This window comes from Kluyvera sp. CHPC 1.251, assembly GCF_036759945.1.
GTDB lineage: Bacteria > Pseudomonadota > Gammaproteobacteria > Enterobacterales > Enterobacteriaceae > Kluyvera > Kluyvera sichuanensis.
In genome coordinates this window covers 1-21,439 of record NZ_JAPKIC010000006.1, presented here as the reverse complement: position 1 = coordinate 21,439, position 21,439 = coordinate 1, and the positions used below count along the sequence as shown (strand labels likewise).

Genomic DNA, 21,439 nt, shown 5'->3' with positions numbered 1-21,439 from the left:
TCGCTGCGCTCGGCCGGGCTACAATGCGTTTGTAGGCCTGATAAGCAAAGCGCCATCAGGCATGATGTGTCACGTTGCCGATTACGCGTCGCAATACTTCTTCTTAATCACCACAATCACCGTGCCCAGAAGCCCGGCAACCAGCAAGAAGATTGGCAGGATCATCAGGAAGGTCATCACCTGATCTTCATGACGTTTGACGAACGGGATCATGCTAATGGCATAGCCTAAGCTGGTTACTACGCCCACCCACAGCAGCGCGCTCAGCCAGTTAAACACCTGGAAACGGCGATTCGACAGGCCGGAGATACCTGCCATCGTTGGCAGTAGGGTACGCACAAACGCCAGGAAACGCCCCGCTAACAGCGCCAGCAGACCGTGACGGTCAAACATACAGGTTGCGCGCTGGTGGTATTTATCCGGCAGCTGCGCCAGCCAGCCTTTCACTACGCGGGTATTACCCAACCAACGACCCTGAATATAGCTCAGCCAGCAGCCGAGGCTGGCGGCTGCGGTCAGAATAGCAATGGTAGGGACGTAGCCCATCACGCCCTTCGCAATGAGCGCGCCCGCCAATAGCAGAAGGCTATCGCCGGGTAAGAATGACGCGGGAAGCAGGCCATTTTCCAGAAACAGAGTGGCAAACATGACCAGATAAACGACCCCCACGACGTGCGGATTCGCCAGAGCAGCAAAATCGTGCTGCCAAAGCGCGGCGACAATATCTTGAATAACGACCATGAACATTCCTGTGGAACAGCGTTTTCGCTTATTGTACGCCCGAAAGATTAAGAACACCTTGATCGCGTGCGCAACAAATGAAGCCACGCTGTCCTGATTTACTGACAACAACGCGGAAACGGTTTACGCCGACGGTGGTAAATCACTTCGGGGACCGACTGTTCTCAACATCGGTGACGCGTCTGACCGACGCATCAAAAACATTGCTAACCCACCCGATAGCCTGAGCTACCGGGCTGAGGTCATGTTACACGATGCGGGAAAATCCTGCCGCTAAATCCGCAATCAGATCGTCAACGTTTTCTAAACCGATATGGACGCGCACCAGCGTACCGGTGAAATCGATTTTTCCTTCCGGACGAATGCTGGCGAGCTCGGACGGCTGATTCGCCAGAATCAGCGACTCAAATCCCCCCCAGGAGTAGGCCATGCTGAACAGCGAGAAGTTATCGAGGTAGTTTGCCAGCTCTTCATTGTTCAGCTGTTTTTTAAGCACAAAAGAGAACAGGCCGCTGCTGCCGGTAAAATCACGCTTCCAGAATTCATGCCCTTTACTGCCCGGTAGCGCAGGGTGGTTCACGCGTTCAACCTGCGGCTGCTGTGCCAACCATTCGGCAACCTTCAGGCTGCTTTCATGATGCTGACGTAAACGCACGCCCAGCGTACGCAGGCCACGGCTGGTCATATAGGCGGTGTCGGCATCGAGCATCTGGCCCATCAGGTAGGCGTTCTCGCGCAGCTGAGCCCAGCAGCGTTCGTTAGACACCGCAGTACCGACCATCGCATCCGAGTGACCAATCAGGTATTTAGTGCCGGCCTGAATAGAGATATCGATACCGAAATCGAGCGCTTTAAACAGAATCCCCGCCGCCCAGGTATTGTCGATCATGATGATCGCTTCAGGCGCGACGCGGCGCACAGCGGCAACGATGGCCGGAATGTCATGCACTTCCATGGTGATGGAGCCAGGGGATTCCAGGAACACGATTTTGGTGTTGGGCTTAATCAACTCGGCAATCCTTTCACCGATCATCGGGTCAAACCAACTGGTGGTCACGCCCAGCTTACCGAGAATTTTGGTGCAAAAATCCTGGCTTGGTTCATAGGCGGTGTTGGTCATCAGCACGTTATCGCCCTGTTCCACAAACGCCAGGATGGTATTAGCAACCGCAGCCGCGCCGCATGGGAAAAGCGCGCAGCCAGCGCCGCCTTCCAGTTCACACATCGCTTCCTGTAATGAGAAGTGGGTGAGGGTGCCGCGACGGCCATAGAACAACTCGCCGTTAGCGCGGTTGTGGGTCGCATGTTTTTTGGCGGCGACGGTGTCGAACACCAGCGAGGAGGCGCGTTGAATGACGCTATTCACCGATCCCTGAGTGTATTTTTTGCTGCGTCCGGCGTTAACCAGCGCGGTATCGAGGTGCTTGTCTGCCATTTTTTATCTGCCTATTTTTATACGTCTGGATGGCTAAATTATCACGATTGCGCGTGGGATCTACCGTTTAGTACGCGAACAGCAGAAAATTTTGCCAAAAAACCGGCTGAAAACTTTTTTACTGCGTAAGCGCAAGGAAAATAAGTGTGATTTGGGTCAATATGTAAATACTAATGAGAACTACTATCAATTCGACGATGTTTTGATATTATTGTGCTCAGAATTTGTGATTTATGTCCTGGAGATACACAGTGGGTAATAATTTGATGCAGGCGGATCTCTCCGTTTGGGGTATGTATCATCATGCCGACATCGTGGTTAAAGTGGTCATGATTGGCTTGATACTGGCATCCGTCGTCACCTGGGCTATTTTCTTCAGCAAGGGTGCTGAGCTTCTTTCCCATAAGCGCCGCCTCAAGCGCGAACAGAAACTGTTAGCGGATGCGCGCTCTCTGAATCAGGCGAATGAAATCGCGGCTGCATTCGATGCCCGTAGTCTGAGCACTCAGTTAATCAACGAAGCGCAGAACGAGCTGGAGCTCTCTGCGGGTTCTGAAGATAACGAAGGCATTAAAGAACGTACCGGCTTCCGTCTGGAACGTCGCGTGGCGGCCGTAGGTCGTCATATGGGCCGTGGTAACGGTTTCCTGGCGACCATCGGTGCTATCTCCCCGTTCGTCGGCCTGTTTGGTACCGTATGGGGTATCATGAACAGCTTCATCGGCATCGCCCAGACCCAAACCACTAACCTGGCGGTTGTGGCGCCGGGTATCGCAGAAGCGCTGCTGGCGACCGCGATTGGCCTGTTCGCCGCGATCCCTGCGGTGGTCATCTATAACATCTTTGCGCGTCTGATTGGTGGCTTTAAAGCTAACCTGAGCGACGTTGCGGCGCAGGTTCTGCTGCTGCAAAGCCGTGACCTGGACCTCAGCGCCAGCGGCGTTCATCCGGTGCGTACCGCCCAGAAATTACGAGTAGGTTAATGCCCCATGGCAATGCGTCTTAATGAAAATCTGGACGATAATGGCGAAATGCATGATATCAACGTGACGCCGTTTATCGATGTCATGTTGGTACTGCTGATTATCTTCATGGTTGCCGCGCCGCTGGCAACCGTCGATGTCAAAGTGAATCTGCCAGCGTCATCCAGCCAACCGCAGCCTCGCCCGGATAAACCGGTCTACCTGTCGGTGAAGGCGGACAAATCGATGTTCCTCGGCAATGATCCTATCACCGACGACAACATGGTGACGGCGATTGATACGCTCACGGAAGGCAAGAAAGATACCACTATCTTCTTCCGCGCGGATAAAACCGTGGACTACGAAACGATGATGAAGGTCATGGATACCCTGCACCAGGCAGGCTATCTGAAGATTGGCCTCGTTGGCGAAGAAACCGTCGCGAAAAAATAAGCATCCCGGATGGCGCGTTCTGCGCCATCCGTTATTATTTCCCCAGCAATATAATATTTCCCTTAAGTCTTATATATTCCAACCCGCTGTTAAATAAAATTAAGTGCAACTTAATCTTAGCGATATATTTTTAACAATATAGTGGCTAGCAAGAAATAACCCCTCTACGCTTAATTCTGAACGCTAACAATAATATGACGTGAAATTACACCTGCGCGGGCGGAATATATCATGGCAATAATGACGTTTTGGCAGCCCAACGGCCTGTCTCAGAATCTGTTCTCTTTATCCTCTATTCGCCGCAGGGCGGACCGGTTGCTGATGGTGCTGGCCTGGGTGATGTGGGGCGTTTCGCTAGGCGTCGGGGCGATAAACGATAACCTCAGCCTGGCGCTGCTGGCGGCCACGTTGCTTTCGGTGCTGGGCACATTGATGACGCTCCTTTTTCCCGGCAGATTAATTACCCGGCTGGTCTACGCCTTTATTATGATGGCCTATTCTGCGCTGCTTATTCAACTGGGCGGTGGTGAGACCGAATACCACTTCTCGGTGTTTGTATTGCTCTCTGCGCTGCTGGCATGGCGAGACTGGCGGCCATTAATTATGGGCGCGGCCGTTATTGCCGTTCATCATCTGGTGTTTAATTATTTACAGGAATATGGCCTGTTCAATATTACCGTATTCATGCATACCGGGCTGGAAATGGTGGTAATGCACGGGCTATACGTTGTCGCGCAGACGATATTTCTGGTGCTGCTAGCGGTGCGGATGGAGCAGGATGCTCGTTCGGCCAGCGAAGTGGCGAAGCTGGCTTCGGTGATTAACCGCGAGTCGGGCTTCCTGACGCTTGAGCGCGATAGCAAAACCAGCCGCTCTCCGTTTGCCCGTACTTTCAGCCTGACGCTGGATGCGATGCGAAATACCCTTGAGCAGGTTAGCGGCAATGTCTCTGAGCTGCTGGAGGCCTCCCAAACGCTACTCCAGCGCAACACTGCGCTCTCTGAGCGTACGGACAATCAGGCACGTTCGCTGGCGGTCACCGCCAGCGCCATGGAACAACTTGCTGGGGCGGCTTCGCTCACCAGCGAGAAGGCCAGCGAAGCGCGGACGCTGGCGGAGCAGGCAAGCGGCGTAGCACAGGAGGGCGGGGAGAATATTCGCTCGGCGATGGCTTCAATGGCGCATATTCGCGATGAGTCGCTGAAAATCAACGGGATTCTTGAGCTTATTGACGGTATTGCCTTCCAGACCAATATTCTATCGTTGAATGCCTCCGTTGAGGCGGCGCGGGCGGGGACGCACGGCAAAGGCTTCGCGGTGGTGGCTGCCGAAGTGCGTACGCTGGCGCTGCGCTGCGAAGAGGCGGCCCGCGATATCCGCCAGATGATTGCCACCTCCGTCGAGCGCACCCATCAGGGGGCGGAGCAGGTTGAACGGGCGGGGAAAACGATGGCGTCGATAATCAGCAATATCGACAGCCTGCAGTCCTGCGTCGATGTGCTGTTCTCGATGAGCGACCAGCAGAAAACCAGCGTGCTGCAGATGAAAGGCAGCATTGCCACCATCGATGCCAGCGTGCAGGAGAACATCCAGCACGTGGCCCAAACCATTCAGGTGGCGCATCAGCAGCAGCGTCATACCGGCGAATTGAAGTCGGCGATTTCCGTTTTCCGCCTGGTGTAAGGTCACAAAAATGAAAGTGGTATGATAAATCATCCAGTTATGTGACAACTTCCGCAGTTGCCAGAAAACGTAATACCAGTACGAAAAATGACAATAGGATTGTCTTAGGCATCCTCCTACATTGAAGCCTCTTCAATTCCGGAGGATATTCTCGTGGCAAATGACAGCAAATTGTCTATCGCAGAAAAGCTGGGATATGGCATGGGCGACGCCGCTTGCGGCATCGTCTACTCTTCTGTAACGATGTTTTTGACCTGGTTTTACACGGATATTTACGGCCTCTCCGCCGCGGCGGTAGGGGTGATGTTCCTGGTGACCCGCGTGCTGGACGCCATCACCGACCCGCTGACCGGCATCGTCGCCGACCGGGTTAAAACCCGCTGGGGCCACTTCCGCCCGTGGCTTATCTGGTTTGCTATTCCCTACGCGGTGCTGGCGGTGATGACCTTCACCACGCCCGCCTTTGGCGCTTCGGGTAAGCTGGTTTACGCCTACCTGACCTACACCTTACTGATGCTGTGCTACACCTTTATCAATATTCCTTACTGCGCGCTGGGCGGGGTGATCACCCGCGATGAAAAAGATCGTCTGTCGGCGCAGTCTTACCGCTTCACCATCTCTTCAATTGCTGGGCTGATGGTCTCGGTGGCAACGCTGTTCCTGGTCGATTATCTGGGCAAAGAGGACAAGCAGTTCGGCTTCCAGGCCACCATGGGGATTATGGGATTGATTGCCATCGTGATGCTGGCGTTCTGCTTCTTCTCTACCAAAGAGCGCGTGGCGCCTGCGGTTGAGCAGCAGGGCAGCATTCGTGAAGATCTGCGTTCGCTGCTGGCGAACGATCAGTGGCGGATCGTGGCGATCATTACCTTCTTCTCCAGTATGGCGGGCGTGATGCGCAGCGCCGCTACGCTCTACTACGCCACCTACCTGATGATGGGTGGCGTAGAGTCGGCGGCGGGGACGGCGATGAAGTCGGCCTTTGTCTCAACCAGCGTGGTCGGCACCATTATCGGCAGCATTGCCGCCGGCTGGCTGGCGAAGCGGTATCGCGCGGTTTCTCTATTCAAAAATATCAACCTGCTGCTGGTGGCGGTGGGCGTGGTGATGTTCTTTGTGCCACCGACCTGGCTGCCGGTCGTCTTCCCACTCTATTTCCTCGTCGGCTTCTTCCACCAGATGTATCAACCGTTTAAGTGGAACATGATGGCCAACGCCGCCGATTACGGCGAGTGGAAATTTGGTCGCCGCATTACCGGTCTTTCTTATTCCGGCAACCTGTTTGCGTTGAAAATGGGCATGGCGGTAGCCGGTGCGGTAGTTGGCTTCTCGCTAGGGCTGTTTGGCTATCAGGCGGGCGTCAGCGAACAAACCCCGATGGCGACGATGGGCATCGTTGGCCTGCTGACGCTTGGGCCATCGCTCTCTTACCTGGTGCTGTGGTGGCTGTCTCGCTTCTATAAGCTCGACGACCAGAAAATGGCGATGATTCAACGTGACCTCTCTGCTCGTCAGCAGGCAGGTTCTCCGGCGACAACCGCAGAGCCGCAAGCGGTTGACGGCGAATTGAGTAAAGCCTGAGGAGGGTGAGATGACGCAATCTGAATATCAGAACCCGATTCTGTGCGCGGACTATTCGGACCCGGATATCGTCCGGGTCGGGGATGACTTCTTTATGGTTTCCTCCAGTTTTAACCATATGCCCGCGTTGCCAATTCTGCATTCGACGGACCTGGTCAACTGGCAGATTATTAACCACGTTTTCGACGCGCTGCCGCTGCCTGGCTACGACGAATATCAGCCGGGAAAAGGCGTATGGGCACCGTCAATTCGCTGGCATGACAATAAGCTGTGGGTGTTTTTCAGCACGCCGGATGAAGGCATTTTCATGTGCCAGACCAACGATCCCTGGGGTAAATGGAGCGCGCCGCACTGCGTGCAGCCGGCGAAAGGCTGGATTGACCCCTGCCCGTTCTGGGATGACAACGGCGACGCCTGGCTGGTGCATGCTTTTGCCCATAGCCGCAGCGGCATCAAACATAAGCTCCAGTTGTTTGCCATGTCGCCTGACGGTACTTCTCTTCTGGGTGAAGGCCGCATCATTTATGACGGTAGCTGCGATCAGCCGACGCTGGAAGGTCCGAAAGTCTATAAGCGCGGCGGCTGGTACTATATTTTTGCCCCAGCGGGCAGCGTGGAGACGGGCTGGGAAACCGTGCTGCGCGCCAACCGTATGACCGGCCCGTGGGAGGCCAGAAACGTCCTGTTTCAGGGCGATACGTCGGTGAATGGCCCGCATCAGGGCGGCTGGGTGGAGCTGGACGACGGTGAATGCTGGTTTGTGCACTTCCAGGATGCGCACCTCTACGGGCGAATTGTCCATCTGCAGCCGATGCGCTGGGGGCCGGATGGCTGGCCGCGTATCGGCAAGCCGATGGGCGATGAAGGGGAAGGGCAGCCGGTGATGCGCTGGGCGCGTCCGGCGAGCCTGCCGCCGTCGCAGCGTTGCTTGCCACAAACTGACGATAGCTTCGCGTACGGTGTACCGGGCCTACAGTGGCAATGGCAGGCTAACCCACATGCAGACTGGCTGCTGCCGGGCAACGACCGCCTCAATCTACGCTGCTGTCCGCTGCCGCAGGGTGAGGATAAAGGCAACTTTTACTGGCTACCCAACCTGCTGCTGCAAAAATTCCCCGCCTGGCAGTTTACTGCCCGGACGTCGCTGACGTTGAAGGCGGCGGAAAACGGTGATGCGGGTGGTCTGATTATCTACGGCGAGCGCTACGCGGCGCTGCTGCTGGAGAAACGGGACGGGCAGCATCAGCTGCTTTGGGTGACGGGCTGGATGAGCGACTCCGGTATCGTGCGGGAAAGCCGTCAGGTTATCGCGCCGCTGAACGTCGGGAGCTGCGAGCTAAAGGTTAGCGTGACCCGAGGAGGCATTTGCCGCTTCGCCTGGCGTGAGCCTGAGGGAAGCTGGCAGTCGGTGACACCGCCGTTTGCGGCGGGCAAAGGTAAATGGGTGGGGGCTAAAGTGGGGCTTGTCGCGCTGACGCTGGAAGCCGCGGCATCGCAGGGGAGTTGTGGGTTTGACTACTTTGCGACGGATATTACCGGCTGATCCGGGCGCTTCTCGTCATCTTTATCGAGTTTAAGGATGACGTTGGAAGTCCGGTAGTCGCCATCGGCGAGGCCGCGGCTGATTTCAAGGGTCGCGGTCTCGCGGTGCAGCACATGCTGATAGCTGGCTTCGGTATGGGCGAGGATTTTATCGCGCAGGTGCGGATAGCGTTCCATCACTTCGCATAGTGCGGCACCGAAGATCTCTTCTTTCACCTGGTAGGCATAAATTTCGCGGCGATTCTTCCACTTCATTTTGACCAGCGCAGCGGTGAGCGGCACGGATGGGCTGGAGATGCGGCGACCCTCGGCGCTTTTTTCTTCGCGCAATACCTGAAGGTTACGTTGCAGGAGCGTCTCATCGCTTACTGGCGGGCTTAACGATATATTAGCCTGATTAACATCGACAAGTTTCATACTTACTTATCCGTTAAATTATAAAACAGCGGCGTGACTTTTTCCTGTGTCATTAAATTAAGCCAAATTTCATTGCCATTATCATTTATCTCCTGGGTTTTTAACTCAATAATTTGACTTAACTCCAGTGAGGAGATCTCCCCCTGAACAACCAGGTTATTTAGCATAAGGGCAAAGGCTTCAATTTTTGCAACGCGATATAATCTGTCCTTAATATGACGATCGCGCTCTTCCAGCAATGGGTTACGTGATTGACCACCACTTATCAATATCTCATCCTGCCAGTCTGCCAGCGAAGCCTTTTCCGGCTCTGCCTGCGTGCTGGCCTTTACCTCCTGAGGCTCGCCGTCTACGGCAGAGATACAGAAGCGGGCTGGGATAAGGGTTTCAGCGATCATATACCTGTCATCTTTCGAATGGCTGGAAAGTGTTTTTTATTATAGTGAGGTTCGTTGACATTATCATGGTGCACTTTTAAAATCAAAAAAAGTGGAGAAAACCATGAGCGGTATTATTTATTTTGTGATGGTGTTGCTGCTACTCACCGCCGTTATTTTAATTTTTCTGTATGGTCAAAATAACGAATCGTCTGATACCAATAATGAAACCGTTACGCCTTTGGCCCCTGCGCCACTCAGCAAAGATGAAGGTGAAAATCATTTCGCCAGCCTGATGAGCAGTATCACTCCGGTGTGGTACTGGCGTATTAATCATGAGTATATCGACTTCCTGCAATCCACCATCAAACGTATGTCGATAGACGAGTTAAAAGAGACACCTGGCCTGTTTGAAGCGCAGGATCGCTGCCGCAACCTCAACGGCGCGGTGTATGAGTATTACGATGAAATCAAACGCCGCTGTCTCAAAGGCGAGCGCGTTGCGCCGGGCGATCCGGTGGTGGAGAGCTTAAAGCAGTGCTACCAGGAGTTTGCTCACGAAGCTTATCCTGAGCTGGTCGGCCTGGTGTGGCCTGACTATCGGCGTCCGTTTATTCGTCCCCATGATGTGTGATTACATCTGTTGTTATGATGTTGCATAGTTGCGATATACTAAGCCGAATTTGACTGACGAACAGGACATTATGGAACGTTTTCTGGAAAATGCGATGTACGCATCGCGATGGATTCTGGCCCCGGTCTACTTTGGTCTTTCGCTGGCGCTGCTGGCGTTAACCCTGAAGTTCTTTCAGGAGATTCTTCACGTCCTGCCGAATATCTTCAGCATGGCGGAAGCGGATCTTATCCTGACGCTGCTGTCGCTGGTGGATATGACGCTGGTGGGCGGACTGCTGGTGATGGTGATGTTTTCCGGCTATGAAAACTTTGTGTCGCAGCTGGATATCAGCGAGCACAAAGAGAAGCTCAACTGGCTGGGCAAGATGGATGCCACTTCGCTGAAGAACAAGGTTGCCGCGTCAATTGTGGCTATCTCTTCTATTCACCTGCTGCGGGTGTTTATGGATGCCAAGAACGTGCCGGACAACAAGCTGATGTGGTACGTGATTATCCACCTGACGTTTGTGCTGTCGGCGTTTGTGATGGGTTATCTGGATAGCCTGACTCGCGGGAAAAAATAGCCAGCAAAAACCCCGGAGGCGTTAACGCCGACCCCGGGGTCTTTCATTACTTATCTGACGATGCCTGCCACAAATTCAACTGCCCATCGGCGACATGCTTATCAATCTGCGCCAGCTCTTCTGCTGTAAAGCTTAGGTTCTCCAGCGCCTTCACGTTCTCCTCAATTTGCTCCGGGCGGCTTGCGCCAATCAACACCGAGGTCACGCGGCTGTCTTTCAGCAGCCAGCTTAACGCCATCTGCGCCATCGACTGACCGCGCTGCTGCGCCATCTCGTTGAGCAAACGCAGGCTGTTGAGATTGCTCTCGCTCAGCATATTCTCCGTCAGGCCGCGCGCTTTTTTCCCTTCCGTTTGCATGCGGGAACCTTCCGGAATACCGTTCAGGTATTTGCCGGTCAGCAGCCCCTGCGCCAGCGGCGTAAAGGCAATACAGCCAACGCCGTTGTGCTCAAGGGTATCCAGCAGGCCGCTCTTATCCACCCAGCGGTTAAGCAAGTTATAAGAAGGCTGATGGATCAGCAGCGGGATCTTCCATTCGCGCAGCAGCTCGACCATCGCCTGGGTGCGTTCGGACGAGTAGGAGGAGATGCCCACGTAGAGCGCTTTCCCGCTCTGCACCGCCTGCGCTAAGGCCGCGGCGGTCTCTTCCATTGGCGTTTTCTCATCGACGCGGTGGGAATAGAAGATATCCACGTACTCCAGCCCCATGCGTTGCAGGCTCTGGTCGAGGCTTGCCAGCAGATATTTACGGGAACCACCGGAGCCATAAGGTCCTGGCCACATGTCGTATCCGGCCTTGGTGGAGATAATCAGCTCATCGCGATACCCGGCAAAGTCTTCCCGCAACAGGCGACCAAAGTTCTCCTCGGCGCTGCCCGGCGGCGGCCCGTAGTTATTCGCCAGATCGAAATGGGTGATGCCGCAGTCAAAGGCTTTGCGCAGCAGCGCGCGCTGGCCGTCGAGGGCGCTGATATGGCCGAAACTGTGCCATAGGCCGAGGGACAGCGCCGGAAGCTGTAAACCGCTGCGGCCGCAGTAGCGATACTGCATCTGTTCGTAACGGGCTGGGTTTGCATGCCAGGCCATAAGGTCTCCTTCTCTTTTTATTTTGAAACACTGTTCCCAGCGTACTTTTTTTTGTGATGTACGCCCGTTGTGCCGATCACACTGTCACCGATGAGGATGAAAAATACGCGCTTTATTCCTCTTTAGGGGTAGCCCTTAAATAGCGCTAGCCACCGCTCAAAAAATCGCTATATAATTTTATATATAACGATTGAGGGCGTAGAGATGGACAACCATTTTGGCAAAGGGTTAATCGCGGGACTGAAGGCGCCTTATGCCGACAGCGCGCAGAAAGTGGTCGGCTTTTGCACCGACTATAAGCGTGGTTTTGTGCTGGGCTTTTCGCACCGTATGTTTGAGAAAACCGGTGACCGTCAGCTTAGCGCCTGGGAGGCGGGTGTGTTGACGCGCCGCTACGGGCTGGATAAAGAGATGGTGATGGATTTCTTCAAAGAGCATGACTCCAGCACTACCGTTCGCTACTTTATGGCGGGCTACCGGCTGGAAGGTCAATAAAACCGGGTGCCTGGCACCCGGCTTTTCATCATGATGGCTGACGCTTGTCTTCGGTATGGGTATCGAAGTCACTGGCGTCATGACGCTCGTGCAGCTGTTCGTTCAGCGGGCCATTAGTACGGTTGACGATACGACCGCGCTTCACGCCCGGACGGCTGGCGATGTCCTGCGCCCAGCGCATCACGTTTTTGTAGCTCTGCGCATCCAGGAACTCATCTGCGCCGTACACATTCCCCAGCACCACGTTGCCGTACCACGGCCAGATAGCGATATCAGCGATGGTGTACTCTTCACCCGCCACGTAACGCCCGCGCGCCAGTTGCTTATCCAGCACGTCCAACTGACGTTTTGCCTCCATGGTGAAGCGGTTGATGGCGTACTCAATTTTCACCGGGGCGTAGTTATAGAAGTGCCCAAAGCCGCCGCCGAGGAACGGGGCTGAGCCTTGCAGCCAGAACAGCCAGTTCAGGGTTTCGGTGCGCCCGGCCGGATCTTTTGGCAGGAAATGACCAAATTTCTCTGCCAGATAGAGCAGGATGTTGCCGGACTCAAACACGCGGGTTGGTGGCGTGGTGGAGTGGTCGCTAAGGGCCGGGATCTTCGAGTTCGGGTTTACTTCCACAAAGCCGCTGGAGAACTGATCGCCCTCGCCAATGCGAATCAACCACGCGTCGTATTCTGCTTCCGTTACGCCTGCCGCCAGCAGCTCTTCCAGCATAATTGTCACTTTCTGGCCGTTTGGCGTGCCCAGAGAGTAAAGCTGGAGCGGATGATGGCCTACCGGCAGCGCTTGTTCATGGGTGGCGCCGGAAATGGGGCGGTTGATGTTGGCAAATGCGCCGCCGTTGCTTTGATTCCATTCCCAGACTTTGGGTGGCTGATAAGTGTTCTCTGACATAATCGCTCGCCTTATTTTGATGATGTGTTGAGGTAGTGAAGTTTAGCAGCTTCAGGCAAATATCCGTGCCGCCCAGATGCTGACATCGTCGCCGCTGCCCAGGTCTGGCTGTACCAGCCCGTTAACCATAAAGGTCGGGGAGACGTGAATGCCGTTCTGGCGGGCATAACGTGCATGCCACTTAATCTCTTTTTGCAACTCCGGCTCGGCAAAGGCTTCGGCGAGTTGAACACCGCTATAGCGTTCAATACGGGCAATAATTTCCCGCGGCGTGGTGTCCATATTCGGCCCGCTGCAGTGGTCGGTAAACTCAAATTCTTCGCGATGGTCGGCGACCGCTTTCATCACCTTGTGCGCTGCGTTTTTACCATCCGGCAGCGTGGAAGCGGCCAGAATGCAGCGAACAATCACCCCGGAGAAGAGATGCCACGGCTGTGACTGTAAGCGAATTTTGACGCTGACGTTCTCTTCACCGACGAGTTCCAGCAGCGCATCCAGCTTGTTGAAAGTCTTAACGGAAAACGGGCAGGTTGGTTCCAGGAACACCTCAAATGTGCGTGCGCCGTGGCCCCAGACCAGCGGTTGTGCCTGTAAACTCATGTGGACTCCTGATGGGTTAAGTATGCATTTTTCGGATGAATATTTTTGCCTCTGATAGGTCATCCTCGCATACACGGGTGTATGATTAATCCACTTTTGTTGGATTAATTTCAACGTGCGGGCGAGAAAATCGCACGGTATGTTTGAGGAAGGTTCATGAGCAAGGGAAGTACCAATAGTGACGCCCCATTTGGCACGTTGTTGGGGTATGCGCCGGGTGGCGTAGCGATTTACTCTTCAAATTACAGCAGCTTAAAACCGGGCGACATGCCTGATGACGCATCGTTTCGTAGTTACATCGACAACGAATACATGGGCCACAAGTGGCAGTGCGTCGAGTTTGCCCGCCGTTTCCTGTTTATCAACTACGGATTTGTCTTCACCGATGTGGGCATGGCCTACGAAATCTTCTCGCTGCGCTATCTGCGCCAGGTGGTGAACGACGCGATTCTCCCGCTTCAGGCGTTTGCCAACGGCTCACGCCGTGCGCCGCTTGTCGGCTCTTTGCTCATCTGGCAAAAGGGCGGTGAGTTTAATGAAACCGGCCACGTGGCGGTGGTGACGCAACTGCTAGGCAACAAGGTGCGCATTGCGGAGCAGAACGTACTGCACTCGCCGCTGCCCGCAGGCCAGCAGTGGACCCGTGAGCTGACGCTTGAGGTCAAAGACGGTCACTACACGCTGCAGGACACCTTTGACGACACCACTATTCTGGGCTGGATGATTCAGACCGACGACGCACGCTACGGCCTGCCGCAGCCCGCAATTGCCGGTGAAGCGCTCAAGCTTGGCGGCGCGCGACTGGAGAACAACGGCCAGTTTGAGGGCAAATGGCTGGATGAAAAAGATTCGCTCCAGCAAGCCTATATCGCCGCCAACGGTCACGTGATCAACGCCGATCCGTACCAGTACTTCACCATGACCGAAAGCGCTGAGCAGGAGCTGATTAAAGCGACTAACGAGATGCACCTGATGTATCTCCACGCCACCGACAAAGTGATGCGCGACGACAACCTGCTGGCGCTGTTCGACATCCCGAAAATCCTCTGGCCGCGTCTGCGCCTCTCCTGGCAGCGCCGTCGCCACGATATGATCACCGGGCGCATGGACTTCTGCATGGACGAGCGCGGGCTGAAGGTTTACGAATACAACGCCGACTCCGCCTCCTGCCACACCGAAGGTGGGCTGATCCTCGAACAATGGCTGAAAACCGGCTATCGCGGTAATGGGCATAACCCGGCAGAAGATCTGCTGGGCGAGTTGGTGGGCGCGTGGAAACACAGCCAGGCGCGACCGTTCGTGCACATCATGCAGGACAACGATCTGGAAGAGAATTATCACGCTCAGTTTATGCAGCGCGCCCTTGAACAGGCGGGCTTTGAGAGCAAAATTCTCTATGGCCTGGACGAGCTGCGCTGGGACGCTGCCGGTCAGTTGATTGACGGTGATGGTCGTCTGGTGAACTGCGTGTGGAAAACCTGGGCGTGGGAAACCGCCATCGAACAGGTGCGCGAGGTCGATGAAGATGAATATGCCGCCGTGCCGATTCGCACCGGTAATCCGGATAACGAAGTGCGTCTGATTGACGTGCTGCTACGCCCGGAAGTGATGGTCTTTGAGCCGCTGTGGACGGTTATCCCAGGCAACAAAGCGATTCTGCCAGTGCTGTGGTCGCTGTTCCCGAACCATCCGTATCTGCTGGATACCGATTTCGAAGTCAGCGAACATCTGGCAAAAACGGGTTATGCGATTAAGCCTATTTCCGGTCGCTGCGGCAGTAATATCGATCTGGTCAGCGGGAACGATCGGTTACTGGATCAAACCAGCGGTAAATTTGTCGATAGAAAAAATATTTACCAGCAACTTTGGTGCTTGCCAAACGTCGCAGGAAAATATATTCAGGTATGTACCTTTACCGTCGGCGGTAATTATGGCGGCACCTGTTTACGCGGTGATGAATCTCTGGTGATTAAAAAAGAGAGTGATATTGAACCGCTGGTGGTAATAAAAGATAACGAATTGTAGGCCGGAGAAGGCGGAGCCGCCATCCGGCAATCTGCGTCGGGTTGCCTGATGGCGCTTCGCTTATCAGGCCTACGTAAAGAAAGCCTGCAATAAACACAACAACAAGACAGAAAAGGAAATGAATATGCACGATCGGCGACTCGCCGTACGCGCGGGTGAACTCAAGCCCTCCGCCGTCCGCGAACTCTTAAAACACAGTAAACTGCCCGGCGTGATTTCTCTCGGTGGCGGCATTCCTGCCCCGGAGCTTTTTGATACCGAAGGGCTGGAGCTGGCGGTGCAGAAGGTGATGAGCGAACGCTTTAACGACGCATTCCAGTACGGCTTGACCGAAGGCTATCCGCCGCTGCGTCAGGCCGTCAGCGAACTGTGTCAGGCGCGCGGCGTGGCGTGTCAGGCAAGCCATGTGTATATCACTTCGGGCTCGCAGCAGTCGCTGGATATCGTGGCCCGCACGTTGCTCGACCCGGGCGATGCGATTGTCGTTGAGCGCCCAACCTATCTGGCGGCGCTGCAGGTCTTCCAGTTGGCGCAGGCCAACATTCTGAGCGTCGATACCGACGACAACGGCATGCTGGTAGAGCAGCTTGCCGAACTGCTTTCAACGACTCGCGTGAAAGCCGTTTACCTGGTGCCTACCTTTGGCAACCCAGGTGGTAAAACCCTGAGCGACGACCGTCGTCGCCGTCTGGTCGAGCTGGCGAAGCAACATGATTTCGTCATCATCGAAGACGACCCGTACGGTGAAATCAGCTTTACCGATGAAGTGCAGCGCCCGCTGTACCAGCACGCGGTGGAACTGGGCTGTGAAGATCAGGTGGTCTACACCTCAACCTTCTCTAAAATTCTGGCACCGGGTATGCGTATCGGCTGGATTGTGATGCCGGACTGGCTGGCGCAGCAGACGGTGATCGTCAAGCAGGCCGCCGATTTGCACACCAATATGCTGTCGCAGGTGATCACCGCTGAATACCTGAGCCTGGGCCGTCTGGAAAACCAGATTGCACTTATTCGCGAAGACTACCGTAAGAAGTGTGATGCGCTGGCCGACGCGCTGGAAAGCCGTCTCGGTGAGCATATCGAGTTCAGCCGTCCGAAGGGTGGGATGTTCCTGTGGGCGCGCTTCCGCTACCCGTTCGACACCATGAAATGGCTGGAAAAAACGCTGGAAAATGGTGTGGTGTACGTGCCGGGCGAAGCGTTCTATAACGACAACCCAGATACCCGCACCCTGCGTCTGTCGTACTCTACGGTCTCGCAGGAAGGGCTGATGACCGCCGTGGAACGCCTGGCTAAATCACTGTAATTCTGTTTTGCTCCGCGCTGCTGTTCAGCGCGGAGTCTCTTTTCTTATTCCTGGTCGGTAATCCGGTCATCAAGCCAGATAAGCATGAGCGACGCCAGAAAGGCGACGGCTCCAGTACCAATAAATAACAACATAAAAATATCCCGATTTATTCTTCTTATTATTCTGCTGTTTCCGCAGCGTGATTATTTCTATCCGTGAGGGTTATTTTAATATCATGCGGGGCGCTGGCGAGGGTAAAGAAACTATCGGCATCAATATCGAAATTCAGAATAATTTCCTTATATTTTCCATCGGAAATTAATTCTTTCGCTTCACTAATACTGTTGGCTGTAATGGTAGACATCGTAGGACCCTATTAGAAAACTCAGAAGAAAATAAGAGCTAGCGCTTATCAGATCAACTACTTTTTCCTGGGGTCTTGATCAGATGAAATCCTGATGATGTTAACGGGCAAAAGATAATGTCTGATTTAACTTAAGCCGCAGATTTTCGTTTTAACGTGGCGCATTTCTCCGCTGCAATCCACCCTGATAAGAGCGCTATCTGCTACCAGAAGGGAACCCCTCTCTAACCCGTTCATTGTAGGCCGGGCGTACCTCGTGAAGAGGAAATCTTTACGCCAGTGAACTTGCTACCGTATTCCCCATTGAAATTGGGTACAAAATAAGCGGTAAAAATGAGCAATGTCGTTCCAGGTGTAAGCGGCTATCAAGGGCCAGCGGGTGGATGGGGTGCGGTCAAAGCGGTCACCGCCTCGGTGTTTTCACAAAAGGCCGTCGCGCGCGATATCATCGCGATGTTCCGCATGAACCAGGTCAAAGGTTTTGATTGCCCCGGCTGCGCCTGGCCTGACCCTGGCCACCGTTCACCGATGGAGCTTTGCGAAAACGGCGTTAAGGCCGTTTCCTGGGAGACGACCAGTAAGAAAGCCTCTCCGGAATTTTTCCGCCAGCATACGGTGGCTGAACTGTGGCATTACAGCGACTATGCGCTGGAAAACATTGGCCGCCTGACCCACCCAATGAAGTACGACGCCGTAACCGATACCTGGCAGGCGGTGGAGTGGCAGATGGCTTTCGCGGAAATCGGCGAACAGTTGCGCAGCCTGGCCTCCCCGGAACAGGTAGAGTTTTATACCTCCGGGCGTACCTCCAACGAAGCGGCGTTCCTCTACCAGCTGTTTGCCCGCGAATACGGCAGCAGCAACTTCCCGGATTGTTCCAATATGTGCCACGGGCCGACCAGCGCAGGCCTGACGCCCTCTATTGGCCTGGGGAAAGGCACCGTCGAACTCGACGATTTTGAACACTGCGATCTGGTGATTTGCATCGGCCACAATCCTGGCACCAACCATCCGCGTATGCTCACCACGCTGCGTGAAGTGGCGCAGCGTGGCGCTCGCATCATCTCTATCAACCCGCTGGCGGAAAGGGGGCTTGAACGCTTTAGCTTCCCGCAAAGCCCAACGGATATGCTCAAAGGCCACGCCACCACTCTCAGCAACGAATACTACCAGGTGAAAATGGGCGGCGATGCCTCGCTGCTCAAAGGGATCATGAAAGCGCTGATCGAGATGGATGAAGCCCGTATTTTGCTTGGCCAGGAACCGTGCCTCGACCGCGCGTTTCTGGCTGAGCATACCCACGGCTATCAGGCGTTGTATGACGACCTGCACCGTTGTAGCTGGGCGGAACTGGAACAGGACTCCGGCCTGACTCGCAGCCAGATGGAAGACCTCGCCGACCGTTACGATAAATCGAACGCCACCATCATCTGTTACGGTCTGGGTATCACCCAGCATAAGAACGGCACAGAGAACGTGCAGCAGCTGGTGAACCTACTGTTGCTGAAGGGCAATATGGGCAAGAAAGGGGCGGGGATCTGTCCGCTGCGCGGTCACTCCAACGTGCAGGGCGACCGCTCGGTAGGGATTAATGAAGCGGCGTCAGAGGAATTTCTGCTGCGGCTCGAAGGGCGCTTTAACATCAGCGTCTCTCGCAAGCATGGTCGCTCCAGCGTGGAGAGCATTCGCGCTATCGAACGTGGCGACGCGAAAGCGCTTATCTGCATGGGCGGTAACCTGGCAGTGGCGATGCCGCAGCCGCAGCGCACCTTTGAGGCGATGAAAAAGCTCGACCTGCAGGTGCACGTGGCGACTAAGCTAAATCGTTCGCATCTGCTGATGGCGAAACACAACTATCTGCTGCCGGCGCTGGGCCGAACCGAGCGCGATATGCAGGCTAGCGGGATTCAGTCGGTAACAGTGGAAGATTCGATGTCGATGGTGCACGCCTCCTGCGGTGCCCTGAAACCGGCCTCGCGCTGGCTGAAGTCTGAACCAGCGATTGTGGCGGAGATGGCGCGCGCCACCTTACCGAACTCCCCGGTGAACTGGGAAGCGATGGTAGATGACTATGCGCTGATTCGCGATGCGATTGCCGATGTGATCCCGGCGTTTGCCCACTATAACGCCCGCATTGCTGAGCCGGGTGGTTTCCGCATGGATACGCCAGCCTCACGCCGTGAATGGAACACGGCTACCGGCAAGGCCAACTTTGTGGTGAGCCGCCAGCGCGCCGTGGAACGCGAACATCAGCCCGCCGATTCGCTGGTACTGGCAACATTACGCAGCCACGATCAGTACAACACCACCATTTATGGCATGAACGACCGCTATCGCGGGATCACCGGGCGCCGCGACGTGGCGTTCTTAAGCCAGGCAGAAGCCGATTCACGCGGACTGGTAGAAGGCGATGTGATAAACATTCAGGCGCTGGACGATAGCGGCAAGCCGAGCGAAGGCCGCATGATGCTCGGTTTGACGGTGGTGGTTTATAGCATGGCAAGCGGTTCGATAGGAGCCTATCTGCCGGAAGCGAATGTGCTGCTCTCATTGGATGCGGTGGACACTAAAAGTCTGACACCCGCTTATAAGAGCGTGCCGGTGCTGATAACCAAAGCATAGGTTGCGCCAACTGTTGTCGCGAAACCAGCCGTGAGGCTGGTTTTGTCGTTTCTGGTGGCAGAAGGGTTTTTATGGTAATGAGATTTATTCGCAATAAAGGCTTTACAGTGAAATCTTAAAGATGTATTTTAAATGCATCTTATGAAGCGGAGGTCATTATGAGCCATCTCAGAATTCCAAAAAACTGGACCATCAAACGTTCCACCCCATTCTTTACGAAAGACAACGTGCCTGCCGCGCTGCTCAGCCACCACAACACCGCTGCCGGTATTTTCGGCCAGCTCTGCGTGATGGAAGGGACGGTAACTTACTACGGCTTCGCCAATGGTGAGGCCACCGAACCGGAGGTTAAAGTGGTGATTAATGCCGGCAGCTTCGCGACCAGCCCGCCACAGTACTGGCATCGTATCGAGATGACCGACGATGCACAGTTCAACATTAACTTCTGGGCCGAACCTGAATTCTCCGGCGACGAAGTCTACAGCGCGAAAAAATCCTGATTCTGCCGCTTCCCCATCACCGCTGATGGGGAAGCCCTCCCGATAGTGTAAAACGCCATGATGACATTCTTCACCAATGCGTCGACGCGAGTCGATTACGGCGAGCAGGAGTGCTGCCGTGAACAGCCTTTACTCCACGTTGCCGAATATCAGGAATATCTATACTGCGAAGGACCAGACTGCCCCGCAAGTCAAACGGAGCGTCATGCTGACGCCGCATCAATTCGTTAAATCATCAGGGTACTGACATGAAGATTGTCGCCATTGAGGCAAATATTGCCGCAGGAAAAACCACGCTGCTTGATCCCCTGGCTCAGGCGCTATCCGAGAAAACGGGCGTCAGCTGGAAAGTCATTCGAGAGCCGGTGGATGAAGACCCGATGTTTCTGGAGCTCCTGCAGGTCTTTGTTGAAAACCCCCGCGATGCGGATGCGAGGGTAGCGTTCCAGCTTTACATTACCCGCAGTCGACAGGCGCTGCTAAAGGATATTCCGGACGGTAACTACGTGATTGAACGTTCGCTGTTTAGCGATATCGTGTTCTGTCACGTTAACTTCCTGATGACCGAGCAGCCGTCGGCCCGTTACATGTCCTATTTCTATCAAATTAAACAGTATCTGAAGAGCTACCCGCAGATTGACCTGGTGGTTTACGTCGACCGGGACGTGGAGTCGTGCTTTAGCGCCTGCATGGCGCGTGGTCGGGCAGGGGAGAGCGAATATACGCTGGACTATTTTGCCGATCTTAAAGCGTTCCACGATGCCTGTTTGCGACTTTGTTGAATAAATCGAACTTTTGCTGAGTTGAAGGATCAGATCACGCATCTTCCCGACAACGCAGACCGTTCCGTGGCAAAGCAAAAGTTCAAAATCACCAACTGGCCCACCTACAATAAAGCCCTCATCAACCGTGGCTCCATAACTTTCTGGCTGGATGAGGAAGCTATTCAGGCCTGGTATGAGTCGGCAACGCCTTCATCACGGGGAAGACCTCAGCGCTATTCTGATCTCGCCATCACCACCGTTCTGGTCATTAAACGCGTGTTCAGGTTGACCCTGCGGGCTGCACAGGGTTTTATTGATTCCATTTTTACACTGATGAATGTTCCGTTGCGCTGCCCGGATTACACCAGTGTCAGCAAGCGCGCAAAGTCGGTTAATGTCAGTTTCA

At 54.6% G+C, this 21,439-nt stretch carries 22 protein-coding genes; 14 read left to right on the top strand and 8 right to left on the bottom strand.

Annotated elements, in window-relative coordinates:
- Positions 1-81 precede the first annotated feature (81 nt).
- Positions 82-741, bottom strand: a complete 660-nt coding sequence (yghB, locus tag V6940_RS12920; protein ID WP_185668365.1) for a DedA family general envelope maintenance protein YghB — start codon at positions 739-741, stop codon at positions 82-84.
- A 247-nt stretch (positions 742-988) separates the two neighbouring features.
- Positions 989-2,176 carry a cystathionine beta-lyase gene (gene metC / locus V6940_RS12915; RefSeq protein WP_333496145.1) on the bottom strand — a complete coding sequence of 396 codons (1,188 nt, stop codon included), beginning with the start codon at positions 2,174-2,176 and terminating at the stop codon, positions 989-991.
- A 251-nt stretch (positions 2,177-2,427) separates the two neighbouring features.
- Between metC and exbB the strand changes: the two genes are divergently transcribed.
- The 5 genes from exbB (at position 2,428) to V6940_RS12890 (ending at position 8,398) form a co-directional block, all read left to right on the top strand.
- Positions 2,428-3,159 (top strand): tol-pal system-associated acyl-CoA thioesterase, encoded by a 732-nt coding sequence (exbB, locus tag V6940_RS12910; RefSeq protein WP_333496144.1) that lies wholly within the window; start codon positions 2,428-2,430, stop codon positions 3,157-3,159.
- 6 nt (positions 3,160-3,165) lie between these two features.
- Positions 3,166-3,591 carry a TonB system transport protein ExbD gene (gene exbD, locus V6940_RS12905; RefSeq protein WP_333496143.1) on the top strand — a complete coding sequence of 142 codons (426 nt, stop codon included), beginning with the start codon at positions 3,166-3,168 and terminating at the stop codon, positions 3,589-3,591.
- Positions 3,592-3,822: 231 nt separating this feature from the next.
- Complete coding sequence (locus V6940_RS12900) at positions 3,823-5,274, top strand: methyl-accepting chemotaxis protein (RefSeq protein WP_442910818.1); 1,452 nt, start codon at positions 3,823-3,825, stop codon at positions 5,272-5,274.
- A gap of 201 nt (positions 5,275-5,475) precedes the next feature.
- On the top strand, positions 5,476-6,855 hold the full coding sequence (locus tag V6940_RS12895) for a glycoside-pentoside-hexuronide (GPH):cation symporter (RefSeq protein WP_410999930.1): 1,380 nt from the start codon (positions 5,476-5,478) through the stop codon (positions 6,853-6,855).
- Positions 6,856-6,865: 10 nt separating this feature from the next.
- Positions 6,866-8,398 (top strand): glycoside hydrolase family 43 protein, encoded by a 1,533-nt coding sequence (locus V6940_RS12890; protein ID WP_333496141.1) that lies wholly within the window; start codon positions 6,866-6,868, stop codon positions 8,396-8,398.
- Here V6940_RS12890 and V6940_RS12885 read toward each other — a convergent pair.
- Both V6940_RS12885 and V6940_RS12880 read right to left on the bottom strand, forming a co-directional pair.
- On the bottom strand, positions 8,371-8,814 hold the full coding sequence (locus V6940_RS12885; RefSeq protein WP_333496140.1) for a cytoplasmic protein: 444 nt from the start codon (positions 8,812-8,814) through the stop codon (positions 8,371-8,373). The genes V6940_RS12890 and V6940_RS12885 overlap by 28 nt on opposite strands.
- A gap of 2 nt (positions 8,815-8,816) precedes the next feature.
- Positions 8,817-9,212: a hypothetical protein gene (locus V6940_RS12880; protein ID WP_185668357.1), complete on the bottom strand. Its 396-nt coding sequence runs from the start codon at positions 9,210-9,212 to the stop codon at positions 8,817-8,819.
- Positions 9,213-9,315: 103 nt separating this feature from the next.
- Here V6940_RS12880 and V6940_RS12875 point away from each other — a divergent pair, with 103 nt between their 5' ends.
- Complete coding sequence (locus tag V6940_RS12875) at positions 9,316-9,825, top strand: ESA_00282 family adhesion-associated protein (protein WP_333496139.1); 510 nt, start codon at positions 9,316-9,318, stop codon at positions 9,823-9,825.
- Between the two features lie 70 nt (positions 9,826-9,895).
- Entirely contained in the window at positions 9,896-10,390 is a 495-nt protein-coding gene (locus V6940_RS12870; protein WP_333496138.1) for a TIGR00645 family protein, read from the top strand.
- A 46-nt stretch (positions 10,391-10,436) separates the two neighbouring features.
- Here the strand turns inward: V6940_RS12870 and V6940_RS12865 are convergent, their stop codons facing one another.
- Entirely contained in the window at positions 10,437-11,477 is a 1,041-nt protein-coding gene (locus tag V6940_RS12865) for an aldo/keto reductase (RefSeq protein ID WP_333496137.1), read from the bottom strand.
- Positions 11,478-11,681: 204 nt separating this feature from the next.
- On the opposite strand from V6940_RS12865, the gene V6940_RS12860 reads away from it, so the two are divergent.
- The gene (locus V6940_RS12860) at positions 11,682-11,972 is read left to right on the top strand and encodes a DUF2623 family protein (protein ID WP_185668353.1); all 291 of its coding nucleotides are present in this window, start codon (positions 11,682-11,684) and stop codon (positions 11,970-11,972) included.
- Between the two features lie 28 nt (positions 11,973-12,000).
- Here V6940_RS12860 and yghU read toward each other — a convergent pair whose 3' ends face one another.
- Both yghU and V6940_RS12850 read right to left on the bottom strand, forming a co-directional pair.
- Positions 12,001-12,870 (bottom strand): glutathione-dependent disulfide-bond oxidoreductase, encoded by an 870-nt coding sequence (yghU, locus tag V6940_RS12855; protein WP_333496136.1) that lies wholly within the window; start codon positions 12,868-12,870, stop codon positions 12,001-12,003.
- A gap of 51 nt (positions 12,871-12,921) precedes the next feature.
- Positions 12,922-13,470, bottom strand: coding sequence for a DsbA family protein (locus V6940_RS12850; protein WP_333496135.1), 549 nt, complete (start codon positions 13,468-13,470; stop codon positions 12,922-12,924).
- 156 nt (positions 13,471-13,626) lie between these two features.
- Here V6940_RS12850 and gss point away from each other — a divergent pair, with 156 nt between their 5' ends.
- Entirely contained in the window at positions 13,627-15,495 is a 1,869-nt protein-coding gene (gss, locus tag V6940_RS12845) for a bifunctional glutathionylspermidine amidase/synthase (RefSeq protein WP_333496134.1), read from the top strand.
- Between the two features lie 124 nt (positions 15,496-15,619).
- Positions 15,620-16,801, top strand: coding sequence for an aminotransferase-like domain-containing protein (locus V6940_RS12840; RefSeq protein ID WP_333011281.1), 1,182 nt, complete (start codon positions 15,620-15,622; stop codon positions 16,799-16,801).
- 160 nt (positions 16,802-16,961) lie between these two features.
- On the opposite strand, the gene V6940_RS12835 is transcribed toward V6940_RS12840, so the two are convergent.
- Positions 16,962-17,147 carry a hypothetical protein gene (locus V6940_RS12835; RefSeq protein WP_333496133.1) on the bottom strand — a complete coding sequence of 62 codons (186 nt, stop codon included), beginning with the start codon at positions 17,145-17,147 and terminating at the stop codon, positions 16,962-16,964.
- Between the two features lie 333 nt (positions 17,148-17,480).
- On the opposite strand from V6940_RS12835, the gene V6940_RS12830 reads away from it, so the two are divergent.
- The 4 genes from V6940_RS12830 to V6940_RS12815 form a co-directional block, all read left to right on the top strand.
- Positions 17,481-19,769 (top strand): FdhF/YdeP family oxidoreductase, encoded by a 2,289-nt coding sequence (locus tag V6940_RS12830; RefSeq protein ID WP_333496132.1) that lies wholly within the window; start codon positions 17,481-17,483, stop codon positions 19,767-19,769.
- Between the two features lie 158 nt (positions 19,770-19,927).
- Entirely contained in the window at positions 19,928-20,269 is a 342-nt protein-coding gene (locus tag V6940_RS12825; RefSeq protein WP_035892065.1) for a DUF1971 domain-containing protein, read from the top strand.
- Between the two features lie 248 nt (positions 20,270-20,517).
- Complete coding sequence (locus tag V6940_RS12820) at positions 20,518-21,051, top strand: deoxynucleoside kinase (protein ID WP_333496131.1); 534 nt, start codon at positions 20,518-20,520, stop codon at positions 21,049-21,051.
- Positions 21,052-21,117: 66 nt separating this feature from the next.
- Positions 21,118-21,439: transposase (locus V6940_RS12815; protein ID WP_442910817.1), on the top strand; the 322-nt coding region annotated here is incomplete at its 3' end.